The sequence below is a fragment of the Streptomyces katrae genome (assembly GCF_000717655.1).
GTDB classification, from domain to species: Bacteria; Actinomycetota; Actinomycetes; order Streptomycetales; family Streptomycetaceae; genus Streptomyces; species Streptomyces katrae_B.
In genome coordinates this window covers 1-22,181 of record NZ_JNZY01000069.1, presented here as the reverse complement: position 1 = coordinate 22,181, position 22,181 = coordinate 1, and the positions used below count along the sequence as shown (strand labels likewise).

Sequence of the window (22,181 nt, the reverse complement as noted above, 5' to 3'; positions counted from 1 at the left end):
GCCTGGGCTGGATGTGACCGGGGCCCCCGGGCGAAGCAGGTCGGCTCATGTGTGAGCCCGGCCGTATGGAGGTCGGCCGGGCTCGTTCGTCACACCGTGTACGGAAATGGGGCTACCAGCCCTGTCCCGCCGGGGCGGGGCGGGGTGCGCGCCGCTTGCGGGCCACTAGCCCGAGGAACGTGGCTCCCGAGGCGAGGCTCGCAAGGAACGACAGCAACATCGCCAGCAGCAGGACGCACCCGACGAGCAGGCCCAGCGCGACGGCCGCTATCAGGCCCAGGAACAAGATGAAGACCAAGGCGATGATCATGTCGTACCGACCTCCGGATCTCATGGCCAACTCATGCCGAAGGCAGACGGATCCACGTCCCCGGTCTGGCAGGCCCTTCCGGACGCCATGCTGTCAGATTTTCTGAACACGTTCAATGCGGCAGATGGGCGGTATCCACGAAGACGCGGATCCAGGCGGTCTCGCCGCCTTCGGCCAGAAGAACCCGCACTCGACGGGAAGGGCATCGCCGAAGGAGACCCAGACGCGATCTCTCGCCCCCGTGTAGCGCTCCCCGCGAAGTGATCCGCTCGGGCACACCGGGCCGACGCAGCGTACGCAGCCGGCCCCGCTCGACGCCACGGGCCTCGCACAGGGCCCGGCCGCCTGCACGAACGGCCGAGCTCGGTCAGCGCGATGCCGGTCTGGATCTCGTCCGCCGTCCAGCCGGTGATGTCGAGCAGCAGCCCGTCGAGCGGGTCACCGACGAGCTCGGCGTAGTCTCGGCCGGGCCGTAGGCCCGGGTTCGGGTCGTCGTGGTCCGTGCCGTAGACCCGGCCGCGCAGCAGCTCCTCATCCACAACCCTTAGGGTGGCCCCCTTTCACGGGTCCGGGCCTCCGGCCCGTTCGGGCGGGTCCGTTCCGCGCCCCCTCCGGGTCCTTCCGGCTCCGTGGAACTGCGCGGTACCCATCTCACCTGCACAGCTGCAGCCGGGACGAGGAACACCGCAGGTCAGGCATCGAATGAGCTCCGACCACCCTCATGCAAGTGCTCGTTGCACCCAGCTCGCTTGAAATGCGATCTCCTCGGGTTTCAAGTGCCCGCCGCGTGTGTTGGGGTACGCCGGTGCTCCGTCTTCTCCCTGTCATCGCAGTCTTCTGAACGGCCGACGCCCCGGCCTCACGCGAGCTGTCAGATCCACCTACAAGATCCAGTTAGGCTGTTCTCCGGTATTTACGGGGGATTTCATGGACATAGACATAAAGACGCACTATGTGCGGCAAGGGGCGGGAGGGGCCCGCTCGGCCGCCGAAGGGGCACTGGAGAACCTTCGCCGGTCGCTCGACTCGAGCGACACGGCAGCCGACGGCCACCACGGCTGGGCCTCGGCCGCGGCGTTGAAGCGGTGCGCGACCGCCTGGGAGGACCACATGGTCGACCTGGGGAAGCAGATGAACACCATGGCCGACAATCTGCACACCACGGCCAACGCCTACGACACCACGGACACCCAGGCGAGGGACGCCTTCAACCGGCTCCAGCACGGCCTCGCCGACTTCGGGAGGAACTGACCTGTGGTCTCGTATCACGACCTGCACGGCTGCCGCGTGGACCAGTGGCAGAAGGCCGCGGACGACTGGGTCGACCTCGCCCGGCGCTCCTCCTCCGCCTCCGAAGACATCCGCGCGCAGGGCAAGAAGCCGCTCGACGACCACTGGGCCGACGTCACCGGCAAAACGGCCGGCAAGCGCCTGGAGGACCTCGCCGACCGCCTGGAAGCCGGCGGCGACATCATGAAGGGCGTCGCCATGGTCCTCGACGCGCTCACCCACTCCATGGGGTACGCCCAGCGCACCCTCTTCCACGCGGCCGAACTGGCGGGCGATCGCGGGCTTCAGATACAGGACGGTCGCGCCGTGGGCGCGTACACGGGCGCCGCGCCCACGGGGCCGAACGTCCCGCAGAACGTCCGCGACGCCTACACCAAGGAACTGGGCGACATATCCGAGGTCAACGGGCTGATAGAGGAAGCGCTGCGCGAGGCCTCACAGGCGGACGCGAAGGCGTCGGCCGAGCTGGACAAGCTGGCGACGACCATCAACGTCGCCGACCCCTCACGGGCACACAACGAGATCCTGGTCGAGGCCTCCCACATCGAATTCGAGATACTGAGGGCCGACATTCCCGTCGGGAAGGATCCGCACCTCGTCCGCGCCTGGTGGGACGGCCTGACGCCGCAGCAGCAGAAGGACCTCATGCGGGCCGACCCAGTGACCCTCGCCGACCTCAAGGGCCTGCCGCCCGAGGTCGGGCGGGAGCTCCGCGGCACCGACGGGAAGATCGACCGGGTCGAGATGGTGCGGTACGCACTGGACCACTGGGACAAGAAGGACGACCTGAAGTTCGACAACAACTGCGCCAACTTCGTGTCGTCCGCCCTGGAGGCCGGAGGCATGCAGAAGAAGTTCGACTTCTGGACGGGACCCATGGGTGAGAACACCTGGGGCAGGGAAAGCGGCCTGGGGTGGTCCTATGTCGACCAGCGGGTGTACCACTCCCGTTCGTGGGCGCTGGCCAAGGGCTTGCACGGTTTCCTTGTGAGCAATGGCGGCACCGAGGTCACGAAAGCGGAAGCACTCCCTGGCGACGTCATCTTCTACGAGCAGGTTGCTCCCGACCCGGCCGAGCCCCAGGGCGAGATCTACCATGCTGCCGTGGTCACGTCGGTGACCCCTGACGGCGACGTCAAATTGAGCCAGCACACCAGCTCGTTCCAGAACGTCAGTCTGGACAGCCGGGAACACATCGCCGCCAAGAACCACGGTGAGCAGCGCATCCACATCGTCCGACCGCATCCGAATTGGTACTGATGGAACACTCACCCTCTCCCGCCGCGGTCCACGACACCGGGCGGGCGCGCCGCGTCTCGCCCGGCATGCTGTGTGCTGCACTGCTCGTCCCGGTCGTGGCCGCGCTCGGGGTCGTCACCTCCTGGTACGTCCAGGTCATCCACGGAGACTGGGTCGACAGGCAGCAGGCGGCATGCCGCCTCATGGCCCGGCCCCTGACGGAGTACGTCGCCGCATGGACGGGGCCGGCCCTTGGTGTGACGGCCGTACTCCTGTGCGTACTGCTTGCCAGGCGGCTCCGTCGGCGCTACAGCCTCCGGATCTGGGAGACCTGGCCGGGACTCGTGGCCTACATCGTGGTGTGGATCAACGTGCTGGCGATCCTCCTGGAGTTGTTCACGCTGTGGGCCACGTTCACCCCCGACGGATCGGGGTCGGTCCTGGGCGACTGCGAGTAGGAGCCACGGCGACCGGCGGCGGCGACAGCGCGAAGGGCCGGCACCTCGAATGAGGTGCCAGCCCTTCGTGGCTCCCAATGGCCGGTAGGGCCAGGTTGCTGAGGAGGGCCGTCGGCCGCCCGGCGCTGGGTTCCCGCGGGCGGGCCGCAACTACCGCTGGGCGGGCGGTCGGCCCCCACGCGCGTTCAGCGTCGCGACGGTATGCACCTTCGGCCGCGGCTGATGGCGGTGGGGCGGTCGGGGCGTCACGGCGCGAAGCGGCGGTCTCCGGTCAGCGACCAGACGGCCGCGATGCGGCCGTCTGCGATCGCCAGCACGTCGATGCCGCTCTTGGTGACGCGATCGCCCGAGCCGTCGGTGTACGTGGCGGTCCAGCGGGCGGCCACTTCCGCACGGGCGCCGTCGACTACCGGCGGTCCGTCGACCGCGTACGTGAGCCCTGGGCGTTCCTCTCGGTGGGAGCCGACGAACGCGGTCAGGTCCGGGCGGCCGAGCGTGACGTCGGGGCCGGTGCCGGGGACCGTGTTGGCGAACCGGAGCCGGAAGGCAGGCGCGATGAGTGCCTCGGCGAGGGCGAGGTCGCCGTTCCAGAGCCGCGTCCATCCGTCCAGCAGTGCGGTGCCCTGGGCGCGGGTCAGTGGCTCCGTTCCGGTCGAGGTGCCGGTCGGAGCGGTAGTGGTGGTCATGCGGGTCATGGGTCAGTGCCTTCCTGTTGTCGGTCGGGCACCAGCCTCTACGCCTCGGGCGACAACCCCCTGTCGGTCTTTACGAGTTCGTCGAGGCCGATGAACTCCCAACCCAGCGTGTCGAGCTCGGCGAGGTCCAGCACGCGCGGCGGGACCGTCTCGGCCAGTGCCTCGACGTGCCGGATGCGGTCCAGCCGGAAGCCGCGTACCGCGGAGCGCAGCCGGCACCAGCCGATGAGGTACCAGTGGTCGCCGCCGAGGAACCCGTGGGGTTCCACGCAGCGGTCGGTGGAGGCGCCCTGCGCGTCGGAGTAGGACAGGCGCAGGACCCGGCGCATCGAGAGCGCCTCGCGCAGGGCTTGGGGCACGGCGGCGGGTTGCCGGGCGGGTGCGGCCAGTCGGACCCGGCCGGCCAGTTCGTCCGCGCCGTGGCGTTCGCGCTGCGGCATGACGGCGAGGACTTTCTGCAGGGCGGACCGGGCGTCCCGGGCGAAGGGGGTGCCGGCCAGGGCATGCAGGGCCACCGCGAGCGCAGTCGCCTCCGCCGAGGTGATCGTCAGCGGCGGGAGGGTCTGGTCCTTGGCGAGCACGTAGCCTCCGGTGCGGCCGGTCTCGGCGTAGAGGGGGACTCCTGCCTGCTGCAGGGCGGCGAGGTCGCGCTCGATGGTCCGGGTACTGACCTCGAACCGGCCCGCCAGCCAGCGTGCGCTGCGCGGCCGGGGGGAGGCCGCTCGCAGTTCTTCCACCAGGGCGTACAGACGATCGGTTCGGTTCACGGGGAACGACCGTAACCCAGTCCTGCGGCACGTTGAGGGCGCTCGTTGAATAGGAGTGTGACCGCGCTTCCGTGATGACCACGGCTGGACGGCAAGATCGAAATGAGCCGGGCCGGCCTCGGCGTCCTGATACGCCCTCAGCAACTTTCGGCTCGCGGCCCGGGAGCTTTCCGCGACGAAAGTTGCGCGAGCGATCATCCTCCGTGCGGACGAAGACCGCGCCACGGATCCCTAGCGTGGTCCGCATGATCAGTGACACGGGGGACGGTACCGGCGGACGCCCATGGCTGCGGGCTGCAGCGGGTGTCATGGCGGGATTGCTCGCTGCAGCAGGCGTGTGTGCGATTTTTTGGTGGTTGGGCCTGAACCTGGGCGTTGGCGCGGCCTGGCTGTCCGGCAAGGCTGCGGTGAAGGTGGGCTTCTTCGTGGCCGCCGGTGGCTTCGCCGCTGTGACCGTGTGGTGGCAGGGGCGTCGTGCATCGCGGTCCACGCCGCCGGAGGAGAGAGGCTGAGGCCCCTGCGCGGCCCTCGGTCACCCGACTGATCACGCCGCCGGTCGCACTGTGCGCGGCGAGCTGAGGAGTGCTGGCTGGTCTCGTCGTCGAGGGTCTCACGGTTCCTCGGGGCCGTGACGCCCTGTCACGATGAGCCGGGCCGGGCTGTCGGTTCAGGTGGTGCGGTTCTGGCGGCGTTGTTCGGTGATGCGGCGGTAGCGGCCGGTGGCGGCCGTCACCACCCACGCGGCGGTCAACGCGGCGGCCTCGACGTGGGATCGCACCGGGCCGCCCAGCCCGAAGTAGCCGACGCCCACCACGCCCTCGTCACCGAAGAGCGTCGAGCCGGCGATCTGTGCGTGATGGCTGGGTCCTGGCGCACACGGGTCAGTTCGGCCGGTGGCGGGTACGGGCCTCGGCGGTGGCCTTGAGGTCGCCCAGCCATGCTTCGAGTCCCTGGCGGAGCATGGCGGTTGCGGTGGGTACGTCGGCGTCGACCTGGGGGCCGGTGTGGGTCTCCTCGGTGCTGACCCTGACGCCGCCGGGGGTCTGGGTGAAGTTCCACACGTGGACGCCGTCGATGTGCAGACCCTCGCCGGTCGCGGGGCCCGTCCAGCGGATGCAGGAGTGCTGCCTGCCGGGCATGGGGCTCCCCTTCGGGTTCTGTGGACGGGCGTTACCGATCGGCAGAGCGTTAAGCGACTGTTAGGGGCTATAACCGGAGGGGGTGAGGGGCAATAGGTTTCGTGACACCTCCTAACTGGTGCCGGTTGGAGGGAAGGCGGCTCGTCATGGCGGAGACGGACGGTGCGGACGTCAGGGCCGTCCGTGGACGGGATGGCGGGCTTCTTGCGACGGGAACGGTGTCGGCCAGGCGTCGAGCCATCCGCTGATCTCGGCCTTGCAGGTTCGGGTTCGGGCCGCCAGGGCCGGCTTCGGCCAGGACGAGCGCGCGCACGGGGTGGGGGTGCGCGGCCGCGGTGAGCATGGCGGTGTGGCTGCCCAGGGACTGTCCCGCGAGGACGGGCCGGTCGAACTGCTCGAGGACGGCAACGACGGCCGCGACGTGGGCGGCGCGGCTCACCTCGCGCGGTTGGCGTTCGCCGGCGCCGTGGCCGCTCTCGTCGACGGCGATGACCCGGTGGCCCGGGGTCAGAACCCGGGCGAGGGGCGTCCCATTCGCCTGCGTGTCCGGCAAGCCCATGGCCCGTGCGGCAGGACGAGGAGCGGGCCCGAGCCGCCCCAGTCACGGCTGGACGGACGGACACCGTCGCGTTCCACGGTGCGTTCGGACCAGGCCATGAGGCCTCTTTCCGGGTCTGGCCGGTCGGTTGTCGGGGTGTGGTGGTCTGCCGGTGAACATGGCCTTGGTCAGCCCGTTCCTGCTGCTCCCCCGGCACTTCGCCGTGCGCCGACAGCGCGGCTGGGCACTCGCCGCCCGCCTCGTGCCGGTGGGGGCCTCGCCGGGTTCGCCGCTCCGCCACCACGGTGGCGGCCTTCACCGCCGGGGCAGGACTCGGACTGCTCGGGGTCAGCGCCGTCACCGCCCGCCTGGCCTCCCCCGCGCGGCAGAAGCAGCCTTGCCCCGCCGCCCGGGTACCGGGCGCGGGGCGGCCTCAGTCGTCGCTTCCGACACCGCGATCGGGTGCGCTCATGTCCCCCGTCGCGGGCGTGCCGTCGGCGAGTCCGTAGCGGAGGTACACGGTGCCCTTCGGGCCGGCCGCCGGGGGTGCGAGGAGCGTGACGTTGGTGGGCACCGCGCCCTCGTCGAACACCTTCTTCCCGACGCCCAGCATGATCGGGTGCACCCAGAGGTCGAGGCGGTCGAAGAGCTTCTCGCGCAGGAGGGTCTGCACGAGGTTCAGGCTCCCGACGACCTTCACGTGCTCGTGGCGGTCACGGATCTCGCGCACCGCGGCGGCCAGGTCCGGGCCGAGTTGTGCGGACCCGGCCCACGAGAGGTCGGGCCGGCCGCGAGAGGCCACGTACTTGGGGACGCGGTTGAAGAGCGTGGCGATCTCGTTGTCCTCGCCGCCCTCCTGGTGAGGCCAGTAGGCGGCGAAGATGTCGTACGTCCGCCGGCCGAGCAGGAGGGCGTCCGTGCCTTCGTACGCGGCACCGACCTGTGCCCCGGCGACCTCGTCCAGCAAGGGCGCCTGCCAGCCGCCGAACGGGAACCCGACCGGGTCCTCGTCGGGGCCGCCGGGCGCCTGCCCGACGAGATCGAGGGTCGCGAACAGCTCGATGTGGATGAGGCCCATGGCTTGCTCCCGATGAGTCGGTTGTCTCCGTCAAGGGTTAGACCTGCGGCTGCCCGCAGACTCATCGCCGCGCCGGAGGGCTCGAGCGCCTTGGCCTCCGCCGGGGGGAAGTCCTTGCGCGCCAGGCCGAGGGTCACGTGGGGCCAGGAGCCGTCCTCGGTGCTGTCCAGGCCCGCGGGTGATCTCCTCCTGGTGTCCTGCCCCGGGCCCCGGAGGGGTTCGGGCCGGGGGCAGCGGTTGTCGTCGGGTTCCTGGTGCATCGGGGGCTTGTCGTCCTGGTCGTGGGTCAGGGCGTAGTGCTCGACCCCGTTGAACGCCTCGGCGGCGAGGTCGAGGGGTTCTTGGGCAGGCCCGCCACGTCGGCGGAGGGCCGGTTGACCCGGTTCACCGGGGGCGCGGCCTCAGGGCTCGGACAGGCGTACGGCGAGGGCCGCGATGTCGTCGTCGAGGCGTCCTCTGCTGTAGCGGAGGAGGTCGCGGTGGAGGGCCGTGAGCAGTTCGCGGGGCGGCGTGGGGGGCTGTCGGTGCATCCATGCCGCCAGCGGGAAGAACTCTCCGTCGCGGGCGCGGGTCTCGGCGATCCCGTCGGTGTAGAGGAGCAGCAGGTCCCCGGGGGCGAAGTCGAAGGTGTCGACGTTGTAGTGATCGCCGATCAGCTCCGCGAGGCTGAGCAATGGCGAGGGGGTGGCGGGCTCGAGTACACGGAGTTTCCTGCGGTTCAGGAGCAGCGGCGGGGGGTGTCCGCAGTTGAGGATGTCGATACGTCTGCCCTCGTGCGGGATCTCGGCGAGAAGGGCCGTGGCGAAGCGCTCCATCGGCTCGTCGGGCGGAAAGGCGGCGTTGTAGCGGGTGCTGCTGGCGTCCAGCCTGCGTGCGACGTCGACCATGTCGGGCTCGCCGTAGGCCGCCTCCCGGAAGGCATTGACGATCGCCGCGGCCGCCCCCACTGCCGGCAGGCCCTTGCCCCGTACGTCACCGATGAGCAGCCTGACCCCGAACGGCGTGTCGACGACCTCGTAGAAGTCGCCGCCGATGCGGGCCTCCGCCGCGGCCGCGACGTACAGCGACTCGATCTCGACGTTCCCGAGGCGGCGTGGCATGGGGCTCAGCACCACCTGTTGCGCCGCGTCGGCGACGAGCCGTACCTGAAAGAGGGTGCGCTCCCGCTGGAGCCGGACATGGCTTCCGTAGGCGGCGGCCACGGTGACCGCGATGATCCCGGCGCACGTCCACCACGTTCCCAGATCGGGGAAGACGAAGCTGAGGCCGATCATCAGGAAGAGGCAGACCGTCCCGAGCAGGACGGTGGGGAGGACCGGCCACATGGCGGCGGCCAGGGCCGGCGCGGCGGGCAGGAGGCGGCTGAAGGCCATTTCCGGCGGAGTGGCGTAGGCCAGGCTGGCGATCACGACGGTCAGAATGACCGGCGACAGCCGCACAAGCCTCCCGGGGCCGTAGCGCCGACGGAGCCGCGGCCGTCCAGACTCGATCACGCTTCCCAGAGTATCCGTGCAATTGGGGCATAGCGCCCTGACAGGCGGAGTCTGGTTCTCGGGCAGGGGCCTGCCGGCGCCTTCCTGCTGGTGGAACCCCTGGCCGGTTGAGGCGAGCGGACGAGGGAGCTCCCCCTCGGGATTCGGCAGCCCGCCCTCTCCCCAGCGGACTACTGTACGAACGCGTCACGTAGCTCACGGTCACCCGAGGAGGAATCCACTGTGCCATCGCCCTGCGACTCCCAGTACGCCCCCGCCGGCAACGTGGGCGCAGCACTCATGCTGATCGACTCTCGGCTCAAGACCGTCTACGACGGCAAGGCCGGGACCGACCCGCAGCAGCGGCAGTTGATCGACTCGTTCACCGCCTCACTGGGCCCCGAGGAAGCCGAGGAGCTGGTGGACGGCGCGTGCACGCTCATCTACATGTTCATGCAGTGGCTGCGGATGGCCTACGAGGACCGCGACCGGGACGTCATCGAGTACGTGGTGCCCAGTTTCGTGGCCTCGATGCGCATGATGCCCAAGAGCATCCGCCCGGAAGTCATCCCGACCATGGCCGGCCTGATCATCGCGGCCGGCACCGGCCTGAGCCCCAACCTGTGGCGCAAGCAGTACGGAGACTGGACCGGGGACGAGATGAACGCCCTGGAAGCCACGGCCCTGCTGCTCGCGGAGCAGATCAACCGGCTCACCGACGACCGCGACTTCGCCACCCGCGTCATCACCGAAGCCCTGTCCAGCGCGGAGCAGGACTGAGCGAGAAGGTCGACATTCAGCGGCATGACGTCACGCCGGGCCTCGGGCCCAAGGGGAAGAAGCGGCCCCGGTCCGCTACCCCTGCGCGACGCTCTCTCGAACAACAGAGCGACCCGCTCTGTCATGCTTGAGCCGTGCAGCCAGCCTCGTCCGTGACACCGGATGCCCCCGCCCGCATACACGACCCGCTCCTCACCCAGGAGTGGCTCGATCTCGCCTTCATCCACTGGGCCGTCGACCCCGGCGTCGTGGCACCGCTGCTGCCGAGCGGGACCGTGCCCGACACGCACGACGGGGTCAGTTACGTCGGCCTCGTGGCCTTCCGGATGCACCGGGTCGGCTGGCTCCGGCTGCCCGGAGTGCCGTACTTCGGCTCGTTCCCCGAGACCAACGTGCGCCTGTACTCGGTCGACGCGCACGGGCGGCGCGGTGTCGTGTTCCGGTCGATGGATGCGTCACGGCTGATCCCGGTCGTGATGGGGCGGCTCGGCTTCCGGCTCCCCTACCTGTGGTCCCGGATGAGCGTCCGCACCGACGGCGACACGGTCCATTACGCCAGTTCCCGCCGCTGGCCCGGCCCACGCGGGGCCCACAGCCGCATCACGGTGGCGAGGGGCGAGCGGATCGCGGAGCCCACCGAGCTGGAGCACTTCCTCACCGCCCGGTGGGGCATGCACAACGCCTTCTTCGGCGGAGCGGCGTACCTGCCCAACGACCACCCGCGCTGGCCGCTGTACCGAGCGGAACTCCTTGCGTGCGACGAGAACCTGCTCGATGGGGCCGGCCTCCCGGCGCCACGGCAGGCCCCGGTCAGCGTCCTGTACTCCCCCGGGGTGCCGGTACGACTCGGCCGGCCGTCCCGGACCCCCACTGCCCTCCCCCACCCGCGCGGGCCGCTCTAGCGCTGTCGCGTCACCGGCGCCGAGCGTGGTTCAGGCGGTGCTGTCCGAGGGCGTTTCGGGTTTCGTGTAGAGGACGTCGCGGGCCTGTTCCGCGGCGCGGGCGATGCTCTCGGAGACGAAGTCGACGAAGCGGGCGATGTTCTCGAGGCGGGTGGCGGCCAGGGTGCCGGGGCCGAGGATGCCGACGCCCTGCCGTGCGGTCTCGGCCAGCTGGGCGGTGCCGCGGGCGCTGGCCATCATGGACTGGTACCAGACGTCGTTGTCGACGACGTAACGCTCGCGGCGGCGGTCGTCGCGTTCGCGGCGGACCAGGCCCTGGCCCTCGAGGAACGCGATCGCCTTGGAGATGGACGCCGGGCTGACCTGGAGGCGCTCGACGAGTTCGGACGCGGTGAGGCTGCCCGCGTCGGTGATGTAGAGGCAGGCCAGCACCCGGGCCATCATCTTGGGCGTGCCCGCCTGCATCAGGACGGTGGTGAACGTCTCCTCGTACTCGCGCACCGCCTCGGCATCGCGGCCGTGGGTCTGCGCGGGCGCCTTCGGGTCGCGGGGCGCGGCCTGCCTGCGGCGGTGCGCGCGGTGTTCGGTGGCCCGGTGGGCCAGGTCCGCGCGGTAACCGGCCGGGCCGCCGTTGCGCATCACCTCACGCGTGACCGTCGACGTCGGACGGTCCAGACGCCGGGCGATCTCCGCGTAGGCGAGGCCATCGGCCAGTCCCAGCGCGATCTGCTGGCGTTCCTGCTGGGTGAGTCTGCCTCCCGGCATCGCGGGCTCCTTCGCGGTCTGTCGTGGCTCAAGGGCGTCTCCAGGGCGCCAGTATAGCCTTCACCCGCAATCCATTGCAACGTTTGGGGTGGGGAACGTTGCGTTATATTTCAGCTCATTGCAATGAATTCTGGGCCTCTACCTGCACTGATGGCGTTTTTGCGCAACGAGACTGTTGCCAGATACGTGAATGCAACGTATCCGGTTCATCGCCGCCGACCGGGACAACACCACCGTCGAGATCCTGCCCGCCGACGCCTCCAAGAGCCGCGACGTGAAGGCCGCCGAGGAGACGACCGTCACCTACGACGACGGTGTCCTGCGCATCGAGGCCGCTCCGGCCAAGAACCGGATCCTCGGCTCTTCCGGGTCGGTGGAGATCACCGTCCAGCTGCCCGCCGGCTCCCGCGTCGAAGCGAAGACGGCCAGCGCCGAACTCCGCGGCGTCGGGCGCCTCGGCGACGTCACCTTCGAGGGCGCGCAGGCCACGGTCAAGATCGACGAGGCCGCGAGCGCCCGCCTCACCCTGATGGCCGGCGACGTCTCGGTCGGCCGTCTGGGCGGGGACGCGCAGATCAGCACCCAGAAGGGCGACCTCCACATCGCCGAGGCCGTCCGCGGCACGGTCACGCTGCGCACCGAGGCCGGAGAGATCACGGTCGTCGCCGCCCGCGGCGTCTCCGCCTCCCTGGACGCCGGCACCACCTACGGCCGCGTGCACAACTCGCTCCAGAACGCCGGTGGCACCCCCGGCCTGAACATCCACGCCAGCACCTCGTACGGCAACATCACCGCCCGCAGCCTCTAAAGGGAGCACCTCACCATGACCAACCTGGCCATCGCGGCGAACGGGCTGCGCAAGTCCTACGGCGACAAGAGCGTGCTCGACGGCATCGACCTGAGCGTTCCGGAGGGGACGATCTTCTCCCTGCTCGGGCCGAACGGCGCCGGGAAGACCACAGCCGTCAAGATCCTCTCCACTCTCATCGGTGCCGACGCCGGTGAAATCCGCGTCGCCGGCCACGACCTCGCGGCCGATCCGCAGGCGGTGCGGGCGGCGATCGGTGTCACCGGGCAGTTCTCCGCGGTCGACGGGCTGATCACCGGTGAGGAGAACATGCTCCTCATGGCCGACCTGCACCACCTGTCCAAGAGCGAAGGACAGCGGGTCACCGCCGAACTCCTGGAGCGGTTCGACCTGGTGGAGGCCGCCAAGAAGCCCGCCGCCAGCTACTCCGGCGGTATGAAGCGGCGTCTCGACATCGCCATGACCCTGGTCGGCAACCCGCGGATCATCTTCCTCGACGAGCCCACCACCGGCCTCGACCCGCGCTCCCGCCACAACATGTGGCAGATCATCCGCGAACTGGTGACCGGCGGCGTCACCGTCTTCCTCACCACCCAGTACCTCGAGGAAGCCGACCAGCTCGCCGACCGCATCGCCGTCCTCAACAACGGCAAGATCGCAGCCGAAGGCACCGCCGAGGAACTCAAGCGGCTCATCCCCGGCGGACACGTCCGGCTGAGGTTCTCCGACCCGGCCGCCTACCAGGCCGCCGCCGCCGTGCTGGGCGAGGTCGCCCGGGACGACGAAGCGCTGGCGCTGCAGATCGCCAGCGACGGCAGCCAGCGCGACCTGCGCTCCGTCCTCGACCGGCTGGACTCCGCCGGTGTCGAGGCGGACGAGCTCACCGTGCACACCCCCGACCTCGACGACGTGTTCTTCGCTCTCACCGGCGCCACCGTGCCCAGCCAGACCAACGAGGCCAAGGAGGCCGTCCGATGAGCTCCCTCTCCCTCGCCCTGCGCGACTCCTCCACCATGCTGCGCCGCAACCTCCTGCACGCGCGCCGCTACCCGTCGCTGACGCTGAACCTGCTGATGACCCCGGTCATGCTGCTGCTGCTCTTCGTCTACATCTTCGGCGGCGCGATGAGCGGCGGCATCGGCGGCGGCGGCCGCGACGAGTACATCGCCTACATCGTCCCCGGCATCCTGCTCATGACCATCGGCAGCACCGTCGTCGGCGCCGCGGTGTCCGTCTCCACCGACATGTCCGAGGGCATCATCGCCCGCTTCCGCACGATGGCGATCCACCGCAGCTCCGTACTCATCGGGCACGTCGTCGGCAGCGTCCTGCAGTCGATCGCCAGCGTGGTCCTCGTCGGCCTCGTCGGCGTGGCCATCGGCTTCCGCTCCACCGACGCCTCCGTCCTGGAATGGCTGGCGGCCTTCGGCCTCATCGCCCTCTACGCCCTGGCGCTCACCTGGATCGCGGTCGGGATGGGCATGGCCAGCCCCAACGCCGAAGCGGCCAGCAACAGCGCGATGCCGCTGATCCTGCTGCCGCTCATCTCCAGCGCGTTCACCCCGATCGACTCGATGCCGGGCTGGTTCCAGCCCATCGCCGAGTACCAGCCCTTCACCCCGGCCATCGAAACCCTGCGCGGCCTGCTGCTCGGCACCGAGATCGGCAACAACGGCTGGCTCGCCCTCGGCTGGTCCATCGCCCTCATCGCACTCGGCTACCGCTGGTCGACGGCACAGTTCAAGCGCGACCCCAAGTAGGCGAAGTGAGCGCGCGGACTGCCTCCCGCAGCCGCTCCCGTCCACCCCGAGGGCGGCGTACCCCGACACCACGTCGGCGTACGCCGCCCTCACTCGTGCACTGCACGTCCTGAAAAGAGAGTCCGTTATGACGGCCGGCTCTTCGATGTGGACCGGCAGGTCCGTGGCCGGCCGGGACGTGAGTGCCAGGGACGACGCCGAGCGCGGGAAGTGCTCTCCGGGGCGCAGAGCGCCGCCGATGCTTCCGGGAGGCAGGGCTCACCCGCAGCGGACGGGCCCGTCTACCGCAAGGGCTTCGGCGACCGGGCCGCGGGCGACGCAACGACGGCCCGCGGCCGCGGCGCAAGCAGTCGCTGGACAGCATCGCCTCCGGTGGCCCGGACCTGATGTCCGTGGGTGCTGGAAGCGCCGTGACCGAGGGTATGAAGACCGGCTCCCCCGCCATGGGCCGGCACCACCGGCCCGATCCCGGACACGTGTTCGGAGCGTCCGGCAGGATGGGTGCGTGCTGACGATTCGATCTGTGGTGCTGGGTGTTTCGGACGTGCCGCGTGCGGCCGCTTTCTGGACGGAGGCTCTGAGGTATGTGCCGCGAGGGGAGATCGAAGAGGACTGGGTGGTGTTGATGCCGGCAGCGGGGGCGGCCGGGGTCCAACTGGCCCTCGGGCTGAGTGGGACGCCGGTCCAAGAGCATCCGCGGGTCCACCTGGACCTGTACGCGGACGACGCCGCCGAGCAGGCCGCCGAGGTGGATCGGCTGGTGTCCTTGGGTGCTCGGCGGGTGGAGTGGGACCTGTACCCGGAGGACCCCGACTTCGTCGTTCTCGCCGACCCCGACGGCAACCGGTTCTGCGTCATCGACGCCAGCCGCAGCTGACACGGCCCGGTGTACCCGGCCCTCCCCCTTACGCCTCGCGGGCCGTGGCGGAGGCGAAGCCCAGCCAGGTGTGGCGGTTGCCCCACCAGCACCAGCCGACCTTCGGGGCGTTGCGCCGCTCGCGGCCGTCCCGGCCCGTGCCGTTGCTGATCCAGATCGCCGGGGTACGGGCGTCCAGGGAGCCGTTCGCCTTGCGCAGCCGGGACCCGATGGTCATGAAGCAGTGGTTGCGTTCCAGGGCTGCCGGTTGCTGGAGCACCCAGTGGAGGCCCTCGGTGAGCAGCAGCGGGGTGCGGTCCTGCTCCGTGAGGGCGGGCAGGGCCTCCTCGGGGCTCCAGTCGGCCATGTGGTCGCCGCGATCGAGGCCGGTGAGGAGGTACAGCGGGGCGTCGGGTAGCGCGATGCCGTCGAGCGGCGCGAAGCGGTCGACGTCGGGCATGTCGGTGACGACGAAGCCGGGCTTGGCGTCGTGGCGGAGCAGCGGGGCGAGGGCGGAGGCGGGGGCGCGGTCGGGGTGGACGGCGAGCAGAACGTCGCCGTGTCTGCCGCCTGCTTCCGCGGCGAAGGCGCGCAGCGTATCGGCGGGAATCGCCGCGAGCTCGTGCACCCCGAGCTTGATCAGGCGCTCGGCCTGGGTGGCGAGCGGCGGGAGAGGGGACGGGGTGGGGAGGGACGAGGCGTTGGGCACGGGACCTCTGGCTTCGCGTGGGGGTGGTGGTCCCGCGGCAACGAGGTGGGCCGTCGAAACGTTCCCTGTGGGTGGAGCCGCGCGGGGGAACACCGGCTCGGCCGTGGCCCGAGTGCGGGGGAAGGCGGTGGTGAAGGTGCTTCGCTTTTCGGATGACGGACTTGGTGACGAGCCGCACCCCTCCCTCCGCACCCCCCTCCCCGGACAGGGGCTGAAGCGCCGTTCGGACCCTTCGGTCCCTGTCCCTTCAGTCACTGCGTAAACCTGCAGGTCAGGGGCTCGGGCTCGCTGCAACAGGGACCGAAGGGACTCAACTTTCTAGTTATGAGCCAGATATGAACATGGGTACCTCTACCTACTCTTTCTCGCGCTCGCGCATACACACACGCACGTAAAGGCTGGAAGTGGTGATTCTGAGTCCCTTCAGTCCCTGAGATTGTGAACCCGAGCCTCTGACCTGCATGTTTGTCGAGGGACTGAAAGCGGAGGGACTGAACGAGGGCAGGGACCGTTCAGTACCTGTGAGTGCGGGCGCCGGGGCGGGGGCCTCGGAACCCCGGTCGGCTTCCGAGTGGGGAGGACCGGCATACCGAGGGACTCTCGGGTCCTGGTGGAGGAGGGGTGGAGCGGCGCTTGCCGACGGGGGGTCGTGCTGCGACACGCCCGGGTGTTCACCGGGGTGGATCGCGGAACTTTTGCGGACGAACTGGGGTAGAACTTCAGGGACTGAGGGACTGAAGGGACTGAACTCTCAATACAGCGGTTCTATCGGGCGGAGCCTGCGCGATGTCTGCGGTACGCTCCGCGATAGTGAATCTTCAGTCCCTCTGGTCCCTGATGTGCAGGTCGGACGAGCACCTCGGAGAGCAGCCCGGGACAGGAGGAACCGTCCCTGAACGCGCGTCAAGGAAGAGCCAGTGTCCGTCTATTCCCAGAACCTGCCCCAGGGCGTGAGTGGCGGGACGGCACTGGACGTGGCGACCTGGATGGCCCTGCGCGGGTATCCGGTCCATCCCCTGGCCCCAGGGACCAAGACGCCGGCTCCGAACTGCCCCGACTGCCGGGGCGGTCTGCATTCCGCGCAGGACTGCACCTGCCGTTCCCGGGGACGTTGGTGCCACGGGTTCCATGCAGCCACCACGGACCTCCCCACGCTGCGGGAGTGGTGGGCGGCCGAGCCCGACTTCGGGATCGGGGTCTCCTGCGGGCCCGCCGGGCTCGTGGTCATCGATGTCGATGCGCATGCCGCCTCCGTGCCCGCCAGGGACCGGTTGCTGCCCGGCATCCCCATCGACGAGCGGGTCGACCTGACCGGACTCGGCAGCGGCTACGACACCTTGGCGCTGCTGGCCGCGTACCGGTCCCGGCCCAACCCCTGCGAGGACACGGCGACCCTGCGGGTCCGTACGCCCTCAGGAGGGATGCACATCTGGTACCGGGTGCCCAAGGGCGGCCCCCGCATGCGGTGTTCCAGCGGATCGAGCTCGAAGGTCGCGCTGGCCTGGCAGGTCGACGTACGAGCCGTCGGCGGCTACATCGTGGCGCCCACGACGCGCACGGCCGCCGGCGTGTACGAGGCGCTGCCCGGCGCGCGCCTGCCCGCGGCCCTGCCGCTGTGGCTGACCGCCGAACTCGTACGGACCGGCCACGGCGTCGACACGGCCGCCGTGGAGCCCGTAGCGGCCCCTGTGGGCCCCGTGCGCGGGCCGCGGGGCCGCGGGGGCCTCCAGCTCGGGCAGCGGGCTCTGGCGGGGCTCCTGGAGGAGGTACGGGCCTGCGGGGCCAGTCCGGCCGGAACGGCCTTCAGCGAGAAGCTCAACCGGGCGGCCTTCACCGCCGGTGGACTGGCCGCGGGGGGCCACCTCGCCGCCGGGGAATGCCGTCGGCTGCTCCTCGAGGCCGCGGACCACGCACGACCCCACCAGACGCGCCGCAACGTCCTCATCGTCGAAGCGGGGCTGCGTGCCGGAAGCGACCGACCGATCCATCCCGAGGAACGCCCATGAGCAGCGCCGGAAGCACGGGGTTCAACGCCCAGGCGGCGGCGGAACAGCTTGCTGCGTTCACCACCGAGAAGACCGACGTCCCTGCTGCCGCGCGCGGCAGGCGCCTGCCTGCCCAGCAGGGCGCGGCCCCGGCGGCCGGGGGCGGCGGGGCCGATTTCGTCGCGACGGGTCTGCTGCAGAACCTCAGCGACCGCGGCAACGCGAAGCTGTTCGCCCACCTCCACCACAACCGCTTCCGGCACGTGGAGGGACTGGGCTGGTACGTGTGGGACGAGTTCCGGTGGAAGCGCACCGGCGGGGAGAAGGCCGCGATCTGGGCCGCCGGGGACATGGCGGAGGAACTGCCCACCCACGACCCCCGGGGTGTCTTCACCGACCGGGAGCTGTCGCAGCACCGCAAGCGCGCCATGTCCACCTCGGGCGTGAAGGCGATGCTCACGCAGGCCAAGGCCTCCCCCGAACTCGCCCTGGACCCGGACGTCCTGGACGGCGACAAGTATGCGCTGTGCACCCCCGCAGGTGTCGTCGACCTGCGCACCGGTGACCTGCACAAGCCGGACCCCACCCGGGACCTGCACTCGCGCGCCACCTACCTGGCCCCCGAGGCCATGCCCACGCCCCGGTTCCACGCCTTCCTGAACCAAACGTTCGGAGATGACGAAAAGGGCAAGGAGATGATCAACTTTCTTCATCTCCTGCTCGGCTACTCCATCACCGGTGACGTGGGCGGCCAGGTGCTGCCCTTCCTCTACGGCGTCGGCGCCAACGGCAAGTCGGCGCTCCTCGACGTCGTCATCAAGATCCTCGGGGACTACGCGGACGTGGCCCCGCCCGGGTTCCTGATGGAGCGCGGCAAGTTCAACGAGCACTCGACCGAGCTGACGGAACTGCACGGCCGGCGCCTGTTCGTCTGCAGCGAGCTCAAGCCGCACGACAAGTTCGACGAGGCGCGGGTCAAGCTGCTGACCGGCGGTGACCGGCTCAAGGCGCGGCGGATGCGGCAGGACTTCTTCAGCTTCGAGCCGACGCACAAGCTGTGGCTCCTGGGCAACCACCGCCCGGAGGTCGGCACGGGCGGCCATGCCTTCTGGCGCCGGATCCGGCTGATCCCCTTCGAGAAGGTCGTCCCCGACCACAGGAAGATCGACAACCTGGCGGAGGCGCTCGTACAGGAGGAGGGTCCGGGCATCCTCCACTGGATGATCCAAGGGGCCAAGGCCTATCTCGCCACCAAGCCGGCCCTGACCGGGCCGAGCGTGGTCCGTACTGCCACGCAGGCGTACGCCACGACCGAGGACCACATCGGGCGGTTCCTCGCCGAGTGCTGCACGACCGGGGTGGAGCTGCCCGATCCGCGTGATCTGAAGGTGGAGCAGGGAGCGCTGTACCGCGCGTACAGTGCGTGGTGTCTCGACGGCGAGGGCCTTCGTCCCGCCACGACCCGCGCGTTCGCCACACGTATTCGAGCCGAAGTCGGCGTCGCCTCGCCCAATGAGATGCTCCGCTCGAACGGGCAGAAGTTCTACCCCGGCCTGGCGCTCCTGGCCGACGAAGCACAGACCCCGCGCGAGGCGAACAGGGCAAGCGCGCCGTGAAAGGCCCACGTGTGCCACCGCCCGGGGGCGGGCACGCCTACGATGGACAAGGACGATGAACAGATCCACCAGCCGACGGCGGTCCGCAGGGGCCTGCCGGATACCGGCTTCGGCGCCGCTCGCGGCGTGGCGGAACCAGGGGCCCGGAAGGGCCTACGTGAACGAGGAAGGATCCAGGCCATGAGCTCGCTACTGACTTCAAGCGATCTCGCCCACGAGGACAAAGTGGTGTGGCTGGAGGACCCTGAAGAGCTCGATTACGTGCGCCAGGCCCTGGACAAGACCCCCCGGCGCCGGGGGAAGCCGCGCTACCACCGCGATGGGCGCATGATCGGTTTCACCGAGCTCGGCGACACCGCGGAAGCGGACCCCGACAGCGGCCTGCAGAAGCGGCGCGTCTTCTACCTGCTGCCGCACGACCGGGACGCGGAGCCCGAGGGCCTGTACCGCGAGGGCGCGCCGGGCGAGGCCGTGGATCCCCGGACGATCGAACCCCGGCAGGTCGGCCGGAAGACCGTGCGGTCGCAGCGAGGGCTGTCCACGCCGACGGTTGCCTGATGCCGGCTTCCGTCTGAGCCGGCAGTTGCCGGATTCGGTCCCTCCGGTCCCTTCAGACCCTTTGGTTCGTCCCGGTTTCTCCCGTTCCGTCCGGTTCCTTTCGGACGTGGTGGCTGGAAAGCGCTTCGGGTAATGGCGAAATTCAGTCCCTCTGGTCCCTTCGGTCCCTCCGGCCGGGGTTTCAGAAGGCGAAGTCGACGTAGTCGATGTCGGTGAACTCGACCAGGAGGCCCTGGGCGCGCGAACCGTTGTCCTTGAAGTACATCTCCTGGAGGGCTTCGGCCGCGATCTGCTGGAGCCGGGACTCGGCGGCGCCGGCCGCCTGTGCGCTGAAGAGGCGGGCCGCGTACTCCGGGGGCAGGTGCTGGGTGATACGGCGCATGCGGCCGTCGTCGGTGGTGCCGGGTGCGGCGGTGAAGCCGAAGCGGGCGCGGGTCTCGATGACCAGGCCGGTGGTGGAGGCGGCCCTGTCGCGGGCGCGCTTGCGGACCAGGGGCTGCCAGCGGCGGCGTACCTCGGACTCGAGGCGGCCTGCGAGGGCCGGCTTGGGGTGCTTGATCTGGTCCTTGACGTAACGCTCGACCGTGCGCTGCGAGATGCCGAGCAGGCGGGCCGTCTCCCGGGTGGACTTGAGCTGCTTGACGAGGAAGCGCATCCGGGCGCCCGCCGACTTGGGGACGGGGCGGGTGAAGTGCGGTTCGTCCGCGCGGGTCAGGCTGTCGTCGATCTGGGTCATGGGGGACTACTCTCCGTCGGCTGCCGCGTCGTGGCCCTTGATGTGGCGCGCGGGGTTGTGGTTCTCGTCGAGCATCTGCACGGCCCAGAGGAGGGGCTGGGTGCCCTCGTGCTTGACCATGCCAGGGCTGACGCCGAGGCGGAAGCCGCCGGGCAGGGGCTTGCCTTCGGGGGTGCGGGGGAGGAAGTCGAGCGGGCTGGGTCCGTCGGAGAGGTACACCGCGCAGTCGGAGAGGACGGCGATGGGGTACTGGCCGGCGGCCGTGGCGAGCTTGTTCATCTTGCGGTGCATGTTGACGCGGGCCGTGGAGATGACGGCGGCGCGGATGTCGGGGCGCCAGGTGGGGCGTTCGAGGGCGGGCCAGGGCTCGCCCGGGCGGTAGCCGGCGCCCTGGGGGCGTTCGCGGAGCTTGCCGATGCCGCCCTTGACGGTGGACTTGATGGCGGAGAGGACCGGCTTCAGGACCGGGTGGGCGTGCTGCTGCAGCTCTGCCATCGCCGTGAGGAACTCGGGCTCGGGAAGCGTCGAGGTGATGCCGAGGTCCGCCATCGTGGCCATGTACGCGTCGCGGAGGCGGGTGTACCAGGCGTCGAGGTACGGGCCGTGGTCGAGGCGGAGCCAGGCCTCGGCCGGGTGGACGTCGTGGCCGAGCTCCTGGGCGTAGGCGAGGGTCGGGGTCGCGTACCAGGCGGGGCCGGTGGGGGGCCGGCCGTGCGGGGTGAAGGGGCTGGGGAGGCGGGGGTCGAGGGCGATGGAGGAGAGGTCCGCCAGCCAGCAGCCGGGCAGCTTCGGGTCGAAGCGGGGGGCCGTGCGGTGGGTGGCGGGGCCGAGGCCGACGGGGAGCCGGTTGGCCGCCGCGGCGAAGGCCATGTTCACGTCGATGCCGACGGCGTGGGTGCGGGTGCACTCGGCGTCGGTGAGGAGCTCCGGGTCGCGGATCCAGTCGTACGCCTCCTCGTCGAGGACCTCGGCCGGGGTGCGCTGGTGGGAGCGGGGGTAGAGGGCGGCTACCACCGGGTGCTCGTCGGGGGCCTCCGGGGGGGCCGGGTCGACGGGGCGGGTGAGCGAGCCGGGGACCGGGGCCGAGACCCAGGTGTTGGTCGCTTCGTCCCTCGCGGCACGGGTGGGCGGGCGCAGCGCCGTCATGAGTTCGAGGCCCGTGACGGCGGTGGAGCCGCGGGGGGTGAGGACGCGGGAGGCGAAGGTGGTGAGGAGCTCCGCGAGTTCCGGGGCGGGGAGACCGGGGGTGTCCTCGCCCCAGGCGCGGGGGTCGAGGGCGCCCCACGGGAGGATCGCGAGCTGGACGCACTGGCGGCCGGTGGAGGGGGTGGCGGGGCGGTAGATGCGGGGCCAGGGACCGAAGCCGCGGCGGGTCAGCTGCCACTTGGCCTTGGTGAGCTGCTTGATGACCGGGTGGTTGTCCGGGAGGCGCAGGCCGCGGCGGTCCTCGAGGGCGGGGGGGAGGCCGAGTCGCTCGAGCGCGGGGGCGGTGAGGACGAGGAGGGGGTCGCCGTCCTTGCCGTTGCGGTGGAGGCGGGGGGAGCGGAGGTCGGCGTCGGGGCCGAGGGCCCAGGTGAGGAGGGCGGGGAGGCCGCCGGTGGTGGGGTGGTCGAGGACGAGACCGGAGGCGGCGTGGGCCTGGCCGGTGCCGGTGAGGACGGCGAGGGGGCCGTTCCCTTCCAGGGGGGTGGGGTGGGGACGGCGGCGGGGACGGGGGGGT

24 protein-coding genes and 2 pseudogenes are annotated in these 22,181 nt (G+C 70.5%); 13 read left to right on the top strand and 13 right to left on the bottom strand.

The annotated features are described in order from the left end of the window. Positions 1–112: 112 nt before the first annotated feature. On the bottom strand, positions 113–334 hold the full coding sequence (locus tag IF09_RS0138335) for a hypothetical protein (RefSeq protein WP_030304005.1): 222 nt from the start codon (positions 332–334) through the stop codon (positions 113–115). Between the two features lie 329 nt (positions 335–663). Continuing rightward, positions 664–849 (bottom strand): annotated as a pseudogene (locus IF09_RS47790) (hypothetical protein); the annotation flags it as partial. A 388-nt stretch (positions 850–1,237) separates the two neighbouring features. On the opposite strand from IF09_RS47790, the gene IF09_RS0138330 reads away from it, so the two are divergent. The 3 genes from IF09_RS0138330 to IF09_RS0138320 are packed head-to-tail and all read left to right on the top strand — an operon-like array spanning position 1,238 to position 3,297. After that, positions 1,238–1,561: a type VII secretion target gene (locus tag IF09_RS0138330; RefSeq protein WP_078613722.1), complete on the top strand. Its 324-nt coding sequence runs from the start codon at positions 1,238–1,240 to the stop codon at positions 1,559–1,561. Positions 1,562–1,564: 3 nt separating this feature from the next. Continuing rightward, a complete protein-coding gene (locus IF09_RS0138325) occupies positions 1,565–2,860 on the top strand; it encodes an amidase domain-containing protein (RefSeq protein ID WP_030304001.1) in 1,296 nt (431 codons plus the stop codon). Beyond that, positions 2,860–3,297 carry a hypothetical protein gene (locus IF09_RS0138320; RefSeq protein ID WP_030304000.1) on the top strand — a complete coding sequence of 146 codons (438 nt, stop codon included), beginning with the start codon at positions 2,860–2,862 and terminating at the stop codon, positions 3,295–3,297. The genes IF09_RS0138325 and IF09_RS0138320 overlap by 1 nt, the downstream gene beginning before the upstream one ends. A gap of 245 nt (positions 3,298–3,542) precedes the next feature. Here the strand turns inward: IF09_RS0138320 and IF09_RS0138315 are convergent, their stop codons facing one another. Further along, positions 3,543–3,992 (bottom strand): nuclear transport factor 2 family protein, encoded by a 450-nt coding sequence (locus IF09_RS0138315; RefSeq protein ID WP_051833626.1) that lies wholly within the window; start codon positions 3,990–3,992, stop codon positions 3,543–3,545. A gap of 38 nt (positions 3,993–4,030) precedes the next feature. Next, on the bottom strand, positions 4,031–4,759 hold the full coding sequence (locus IF09_RS0138310; RefSeq protein ID WP_051833624.1) for a helix-turn-helix transcriptional regulator: 729 nt from the start codon (positions 4,757–4,759) through the stop codon (positions 4,031–4,033). A gap of 245 nt (positions 4,760–5,004) precedes the next feature. On the opposite strand from IF09_RS0138310, the gene IF09_RS46145 reads away from it, so the two are divergent. Then, positions 5,005–5,271: a hypothetical protein gene (locus IF09_RS46145; protein ID WP_158710194.1), complete on the top strand. Its 267-nt coding sequence runs from the start codon at positions 5,005–5,007 to the stop codon at positions 5,269–5,271. Positions 5,272–5,426: 155 nt separating this feature from the next. On the opposite strand, the gene IF09_RS46140 is transcribed toward IF09_RS46145, so the two are convergent. The 5 genes and pseudogenes from IF09_RS46140 to IF09_RS0138290 all read right to left on the bottom strand — a co-directional run bounded on the left by IF09_RS46140 (position 5,427) and on the right by IF09_RS0138290 (position 9,007). Beyond that, positions 5,427–5,573 (bottom strand): hypothetical protein, encoded by a 147-nt coding sequence (locus IF09_RS46140; protein WP_158710193.1) that lies wholly within the window; start codon positions 5,571–5,573, stop codon positions 5,427–5,429. A 67-nt stretch (positions 5,574–5,640) separates the two neighbouring features. After that, a pseudogene (locus tag IF09_RS42265) lies at positions 5,641–5,889 on the bottom strand (polyketide cyclase /reductase); the annotation flags it as partial. 76 nt (positions 5,890–5,965) lie between these two features. Beyond that, a complete protein-coding gene (locus tag IF09_RS44225; RefSeq protein ID WP_234321324.1) occupies positions 5,966–6,457 on the bottom strand; it encodes an alpha/beta fold hydrolase in 492 nt (163 codons plus the stop codon). Between the two features lie 412 nt (positions 6,458–6,869). Then, positions 6,870–7,514, bottom strand: a complete 645-nt coding sequence (locus IF09_RS0138295; protein ID WP_030303993.1) for a dihydrofolate reductase family protein — start codon at positions 7,512–7,514, stop codon at positions 6,870–6,872. Positions 7,515–7,915: 401 nt separating this feature from the next. Then, positions 7,916–9,007, bottom strand: a complete 1,092-nt coding sequence (locus IF09_RS0138290; RefSeq protein ID WP_051833622.1) for a PP2C family protein-serine/threonine phosphatase — start codon at positions 9,005–9,007, stop codon at positions 7,916–7,918. Positions 9,008–9,229: 222 nt separating this feature from the next. On the opposite strand from IF09_RS0138290, the gene IF09_RS0138285 reads away from it, so the two are divergent. Beyond that, on the top strand, positions 9,230–9,766 hold the full coding sequence (locus tag IF09_RS0138285; RefSeq protein WP_030303991.1) for a hypothetical protein: 537 nt from the start codon (positions 9,230–9,232) through the stop codon (positions 9,764–9,766). A gap of 134 nt (positions 9,767–9,900) precedes the next feature. Next, positions 9,901–10,668: a YqjF family protein gene (locus IF09_RS0138280; RefSeq protein WP_030303989.1), complete on the top strand. Its 768-nt coding sequence runs from the start codon at positions 9,901–9,903 to the stop codon at positions 10,666–10,668. A gap of 30 nt (positions 10,669–10,698) precedes the next feature. On the opposite strand, the gene IF09_RS0138275 is transcribed toward IF09_RS0138280, so the two are convergent. Continuing rightward, positions 10,699–11,433 carry a GbsR/MarR family transcriptional regulator gene (locus IF09_RS0138275; RefSeq protein WP_030303987.1) on the bottom strand — a complete coding sequence of 245 codons (735 nt, stop codon included), beginning with the start codon at positions 11,431–11,433 and terminating at the stop codon, positions 10,699–10,701. Between the two features lie 190 nt (positions 11,434–11,623). Between IF09_RS0138275 and IF09_RS0138270 the strand changes: the two genes are divergently transcribed. The 4 genes from IF09_RS0138270 to IF09_RS0138255 all read left to right on the top strand — a co-directional run bounded on the left by IF09_RS0138270 (position 11,624) and on the right by IF09_RS0138255 (position 14,878). After that, positions 11,624–12,241: a DUF4097 family beta strand repeat-containing protein gene (locus IF09_RS0138270; protein WP_051833620.1), complete on the top strand. Its 618-nt coding sequence runs from the start codon at positions 11,624–11,626 to the stop codon at positions 12,239–12,241. 15 nt (positions 12,242–12,256) lie between these two features. After that, on the top strand, positions 12,257–13,219 hold the full coding sequence (locus IF09_RS0138265) for a daunorubicin resistance protein DrrA family ABC transporter ATP-binding protein (protein WP_030303980.1): 963 nt from the start codon (positions 12,257–12,259) through the stop codon (positions 13,217–13,219). Continuing rightward, a complete protein-coding gene (locus IF09_RS0138260; protein WP_030303978.1) occupies positions 13,216–14,001 on the top strand; it encodes an ABC transporter permease in 786 nt (261 codons plus the stop codon). The genes IF09_RS0138265 and IF09_RS0138260 overlap by 4 nt, the downstream gene beginning before the upstream one ends. A 505-nt stretch (positions 14,002–14,506) precedes the next feature. Then, positions 14,507–14,878, top strand: coding sequence for a VOC family protein (locus IF09_RS0138255; RefSeq protein WP_030303977.1), 372 nt, complete (start codon positions 14,507–14,509; stop codon positions 14,876–14,878). A gap of 28 nt (positions 14,879–14,906) precedes the next feature. Here IF09_RS0138255 and IF09_RS0138250 read toward each other — a convergent pair whose 3' ends face one another. Next, positions 14,907–15,566 carry a DUF5701 family protein gene (locus tag IF09_RS0138250; RefSeq protein ID WP_030303975.1) on the bottom strand — a complete coding sequence of 220 codons (660 nt, stop codon included), beginning with the start codon at positions 15,564–15,566 and terminating at the stop codon, positions 14,907–14,909. Positions 15,567–16,540: 974 nt separating this feature from the next. Here IF09_RS0138250 and IF09_RS0138245 point away from each other — a divergent pair. From IF09_RS0138245 to IF09_RS0138235, 3 genes are all read left to right on the top strand, one after another. Further along, complete coding sequence (locus tag IF09_RS0138245; protein ID WP_030303973.1) at positions 16,541–17,572, top strand: bifunctional DNA primase/polymerase; 1,032 nt, start codon at positions 16,541–16,543, stop codon at positions 17,570–17,572. Next, complete coding sequence (locus IF09_RS0138240) at positions 17,569–19,167, top strand: DNA primase family protein (RefSeq protein ID WP_051833619.1); 1,599 nt, start codon at positions 17,569–17,571, stop codon at positions 19,165–19,167. Before IF09_RS0138245 ends, IF09_RS0138240 begins: the two co-directional genes overlap by 4 nt. A 180-nt stretch (positions 19,168–19,347) precedes the next feature. After that, complete coding sequence (locus tag IF09_RS0138235) at positions 19,348–19,725, top strand: DUF6009 family protein (protein ID WP_030303970.1); 378 nt, start codon at positions 19,348–19,350, stop codon at positions 19,723–19,725. A gap of 181 nt (positions 19,726–19,906) precedes the next feature. On the opposite strand, the gene tpg is transcribed toward IF09_RS0138235, so the two are convergent. Then, a complete protein-coding gene (gene tpg, locus IF09_RS0138230) occupies positions 19,907–20,461 on the bottom strand; it encodes a telomere-protecting terminal protein Tpg (RefSeq protein ID WP_030303969.1) in 555 nt (184 codons plus the stop codon). A gap of 6 nt (positions 20,462–20,467) precedes the next feature. Beyond that, the coding region (gene tap / locus IF09_RS41320) for a telomere-associated protein Tap (RefSeq protein ID WP_030303967.1) at positions 20,468–22,181 on the bottom strand (1,714 nt) is incomplete at its 5' end.

Bases quoted from the DNA above. Each gene is read 5' to 3' on its own strand.
- IF09_RS46145 (WP_158710194.1), top strand. From the start codon at position 5,005: ATGATCAGTGACACGGGGGACGGTACCGGCGGACGCCCATGGCTGCGG.
- IF09_RS0138330 (WP_078613722.1), top strand. From the start codon at position 1,238: ATGGACATAGACATAAAGACGCACTATGTGCGGCAAGGGGCGGGAGGG.
- tpg (WP_030303969.1), bottom strand. From the start codon at position 20,461: ATGACCCAGATCGACGACAGCCTGACCCGCGCGGACGAACCGCACTTC.
- IF09_RS0138265 (WP_030303980.1), top strand. From the start codon at position 12,257: ATGACCAACCTGGCCATCGCGGCGAACGGGCTGCGCAAGTCCTACGGC.
- IF09_RS0138240 (WP_051833619.1), top strand. From the start codon at position 17,569: ATGAGCAGCGCCGGAAGCACGGGGTTCAACGCCCAGGCGGCGGCGGAA.
- IF09_RS0138260 (WP_030303978.1), top strand. From the start codon at position 13,216: ATGAGCTCCCTCTCCCTCGCCCTGCGCGACTCCTCCACCATGCTGCGC.
- IF09_RS0138270 (WP_051833620.1), top strand. From the start codon at position 11,624: ATGCAACGTATCCGGTTCATCGCCGCCGACCGGGACAACACCACCGTC.
- IF09_RS0138275 (WP_030303987.1), bottom strand. From the start codon at position 11,433: ATGCCGGGAGGCAGACTCACCCAGCAGGAACGCCAGCAGATCGCGCTG.
- IF09_RS44225 (WP_234321324.1), bottom strand. From the start codon at position 6,457: ATGGGCTTGCCGGACACGCAGGCGAATGGGACGCCCCTCGCCCGGGTT.
- IF09_RS0138315 (WP_051833626.1), bottom strand. From the start codon at position 3,992: ATGACCCGCATGACCACCACTACCGCTCCGACCGGCACCTCGACCGGA.
- IF09_RS0138235 (WP_030303970.1), top strand. From the start codon at position 19,348: ATGAGCTCGCTACTGACTTCAAGCGATCTCGCCCACGAGGACAAAGTG.
- IF09_RS0138295 (WP_030303993.1), bottom strand. From the start codon at position 7,514: ATGGGCCTCATCCACATCGAGCTGTTCGCGACCCTCGATCTCGTCGGG.
- IF09_RS0138320 (WP_030304000.1), top strand. From the start codon at position 2,860: ATGGAACACTCACCCTCTCCCGCCGCGGTCCACGACACCGGGCGGGCG.
- IF09_RS0138335 (WP_030304005.1), bottom strand. From the start codon at position 334: ATGAGATCCGGAGGTCGGTACGACATGATCATCGCCTTGGTCTTCATC.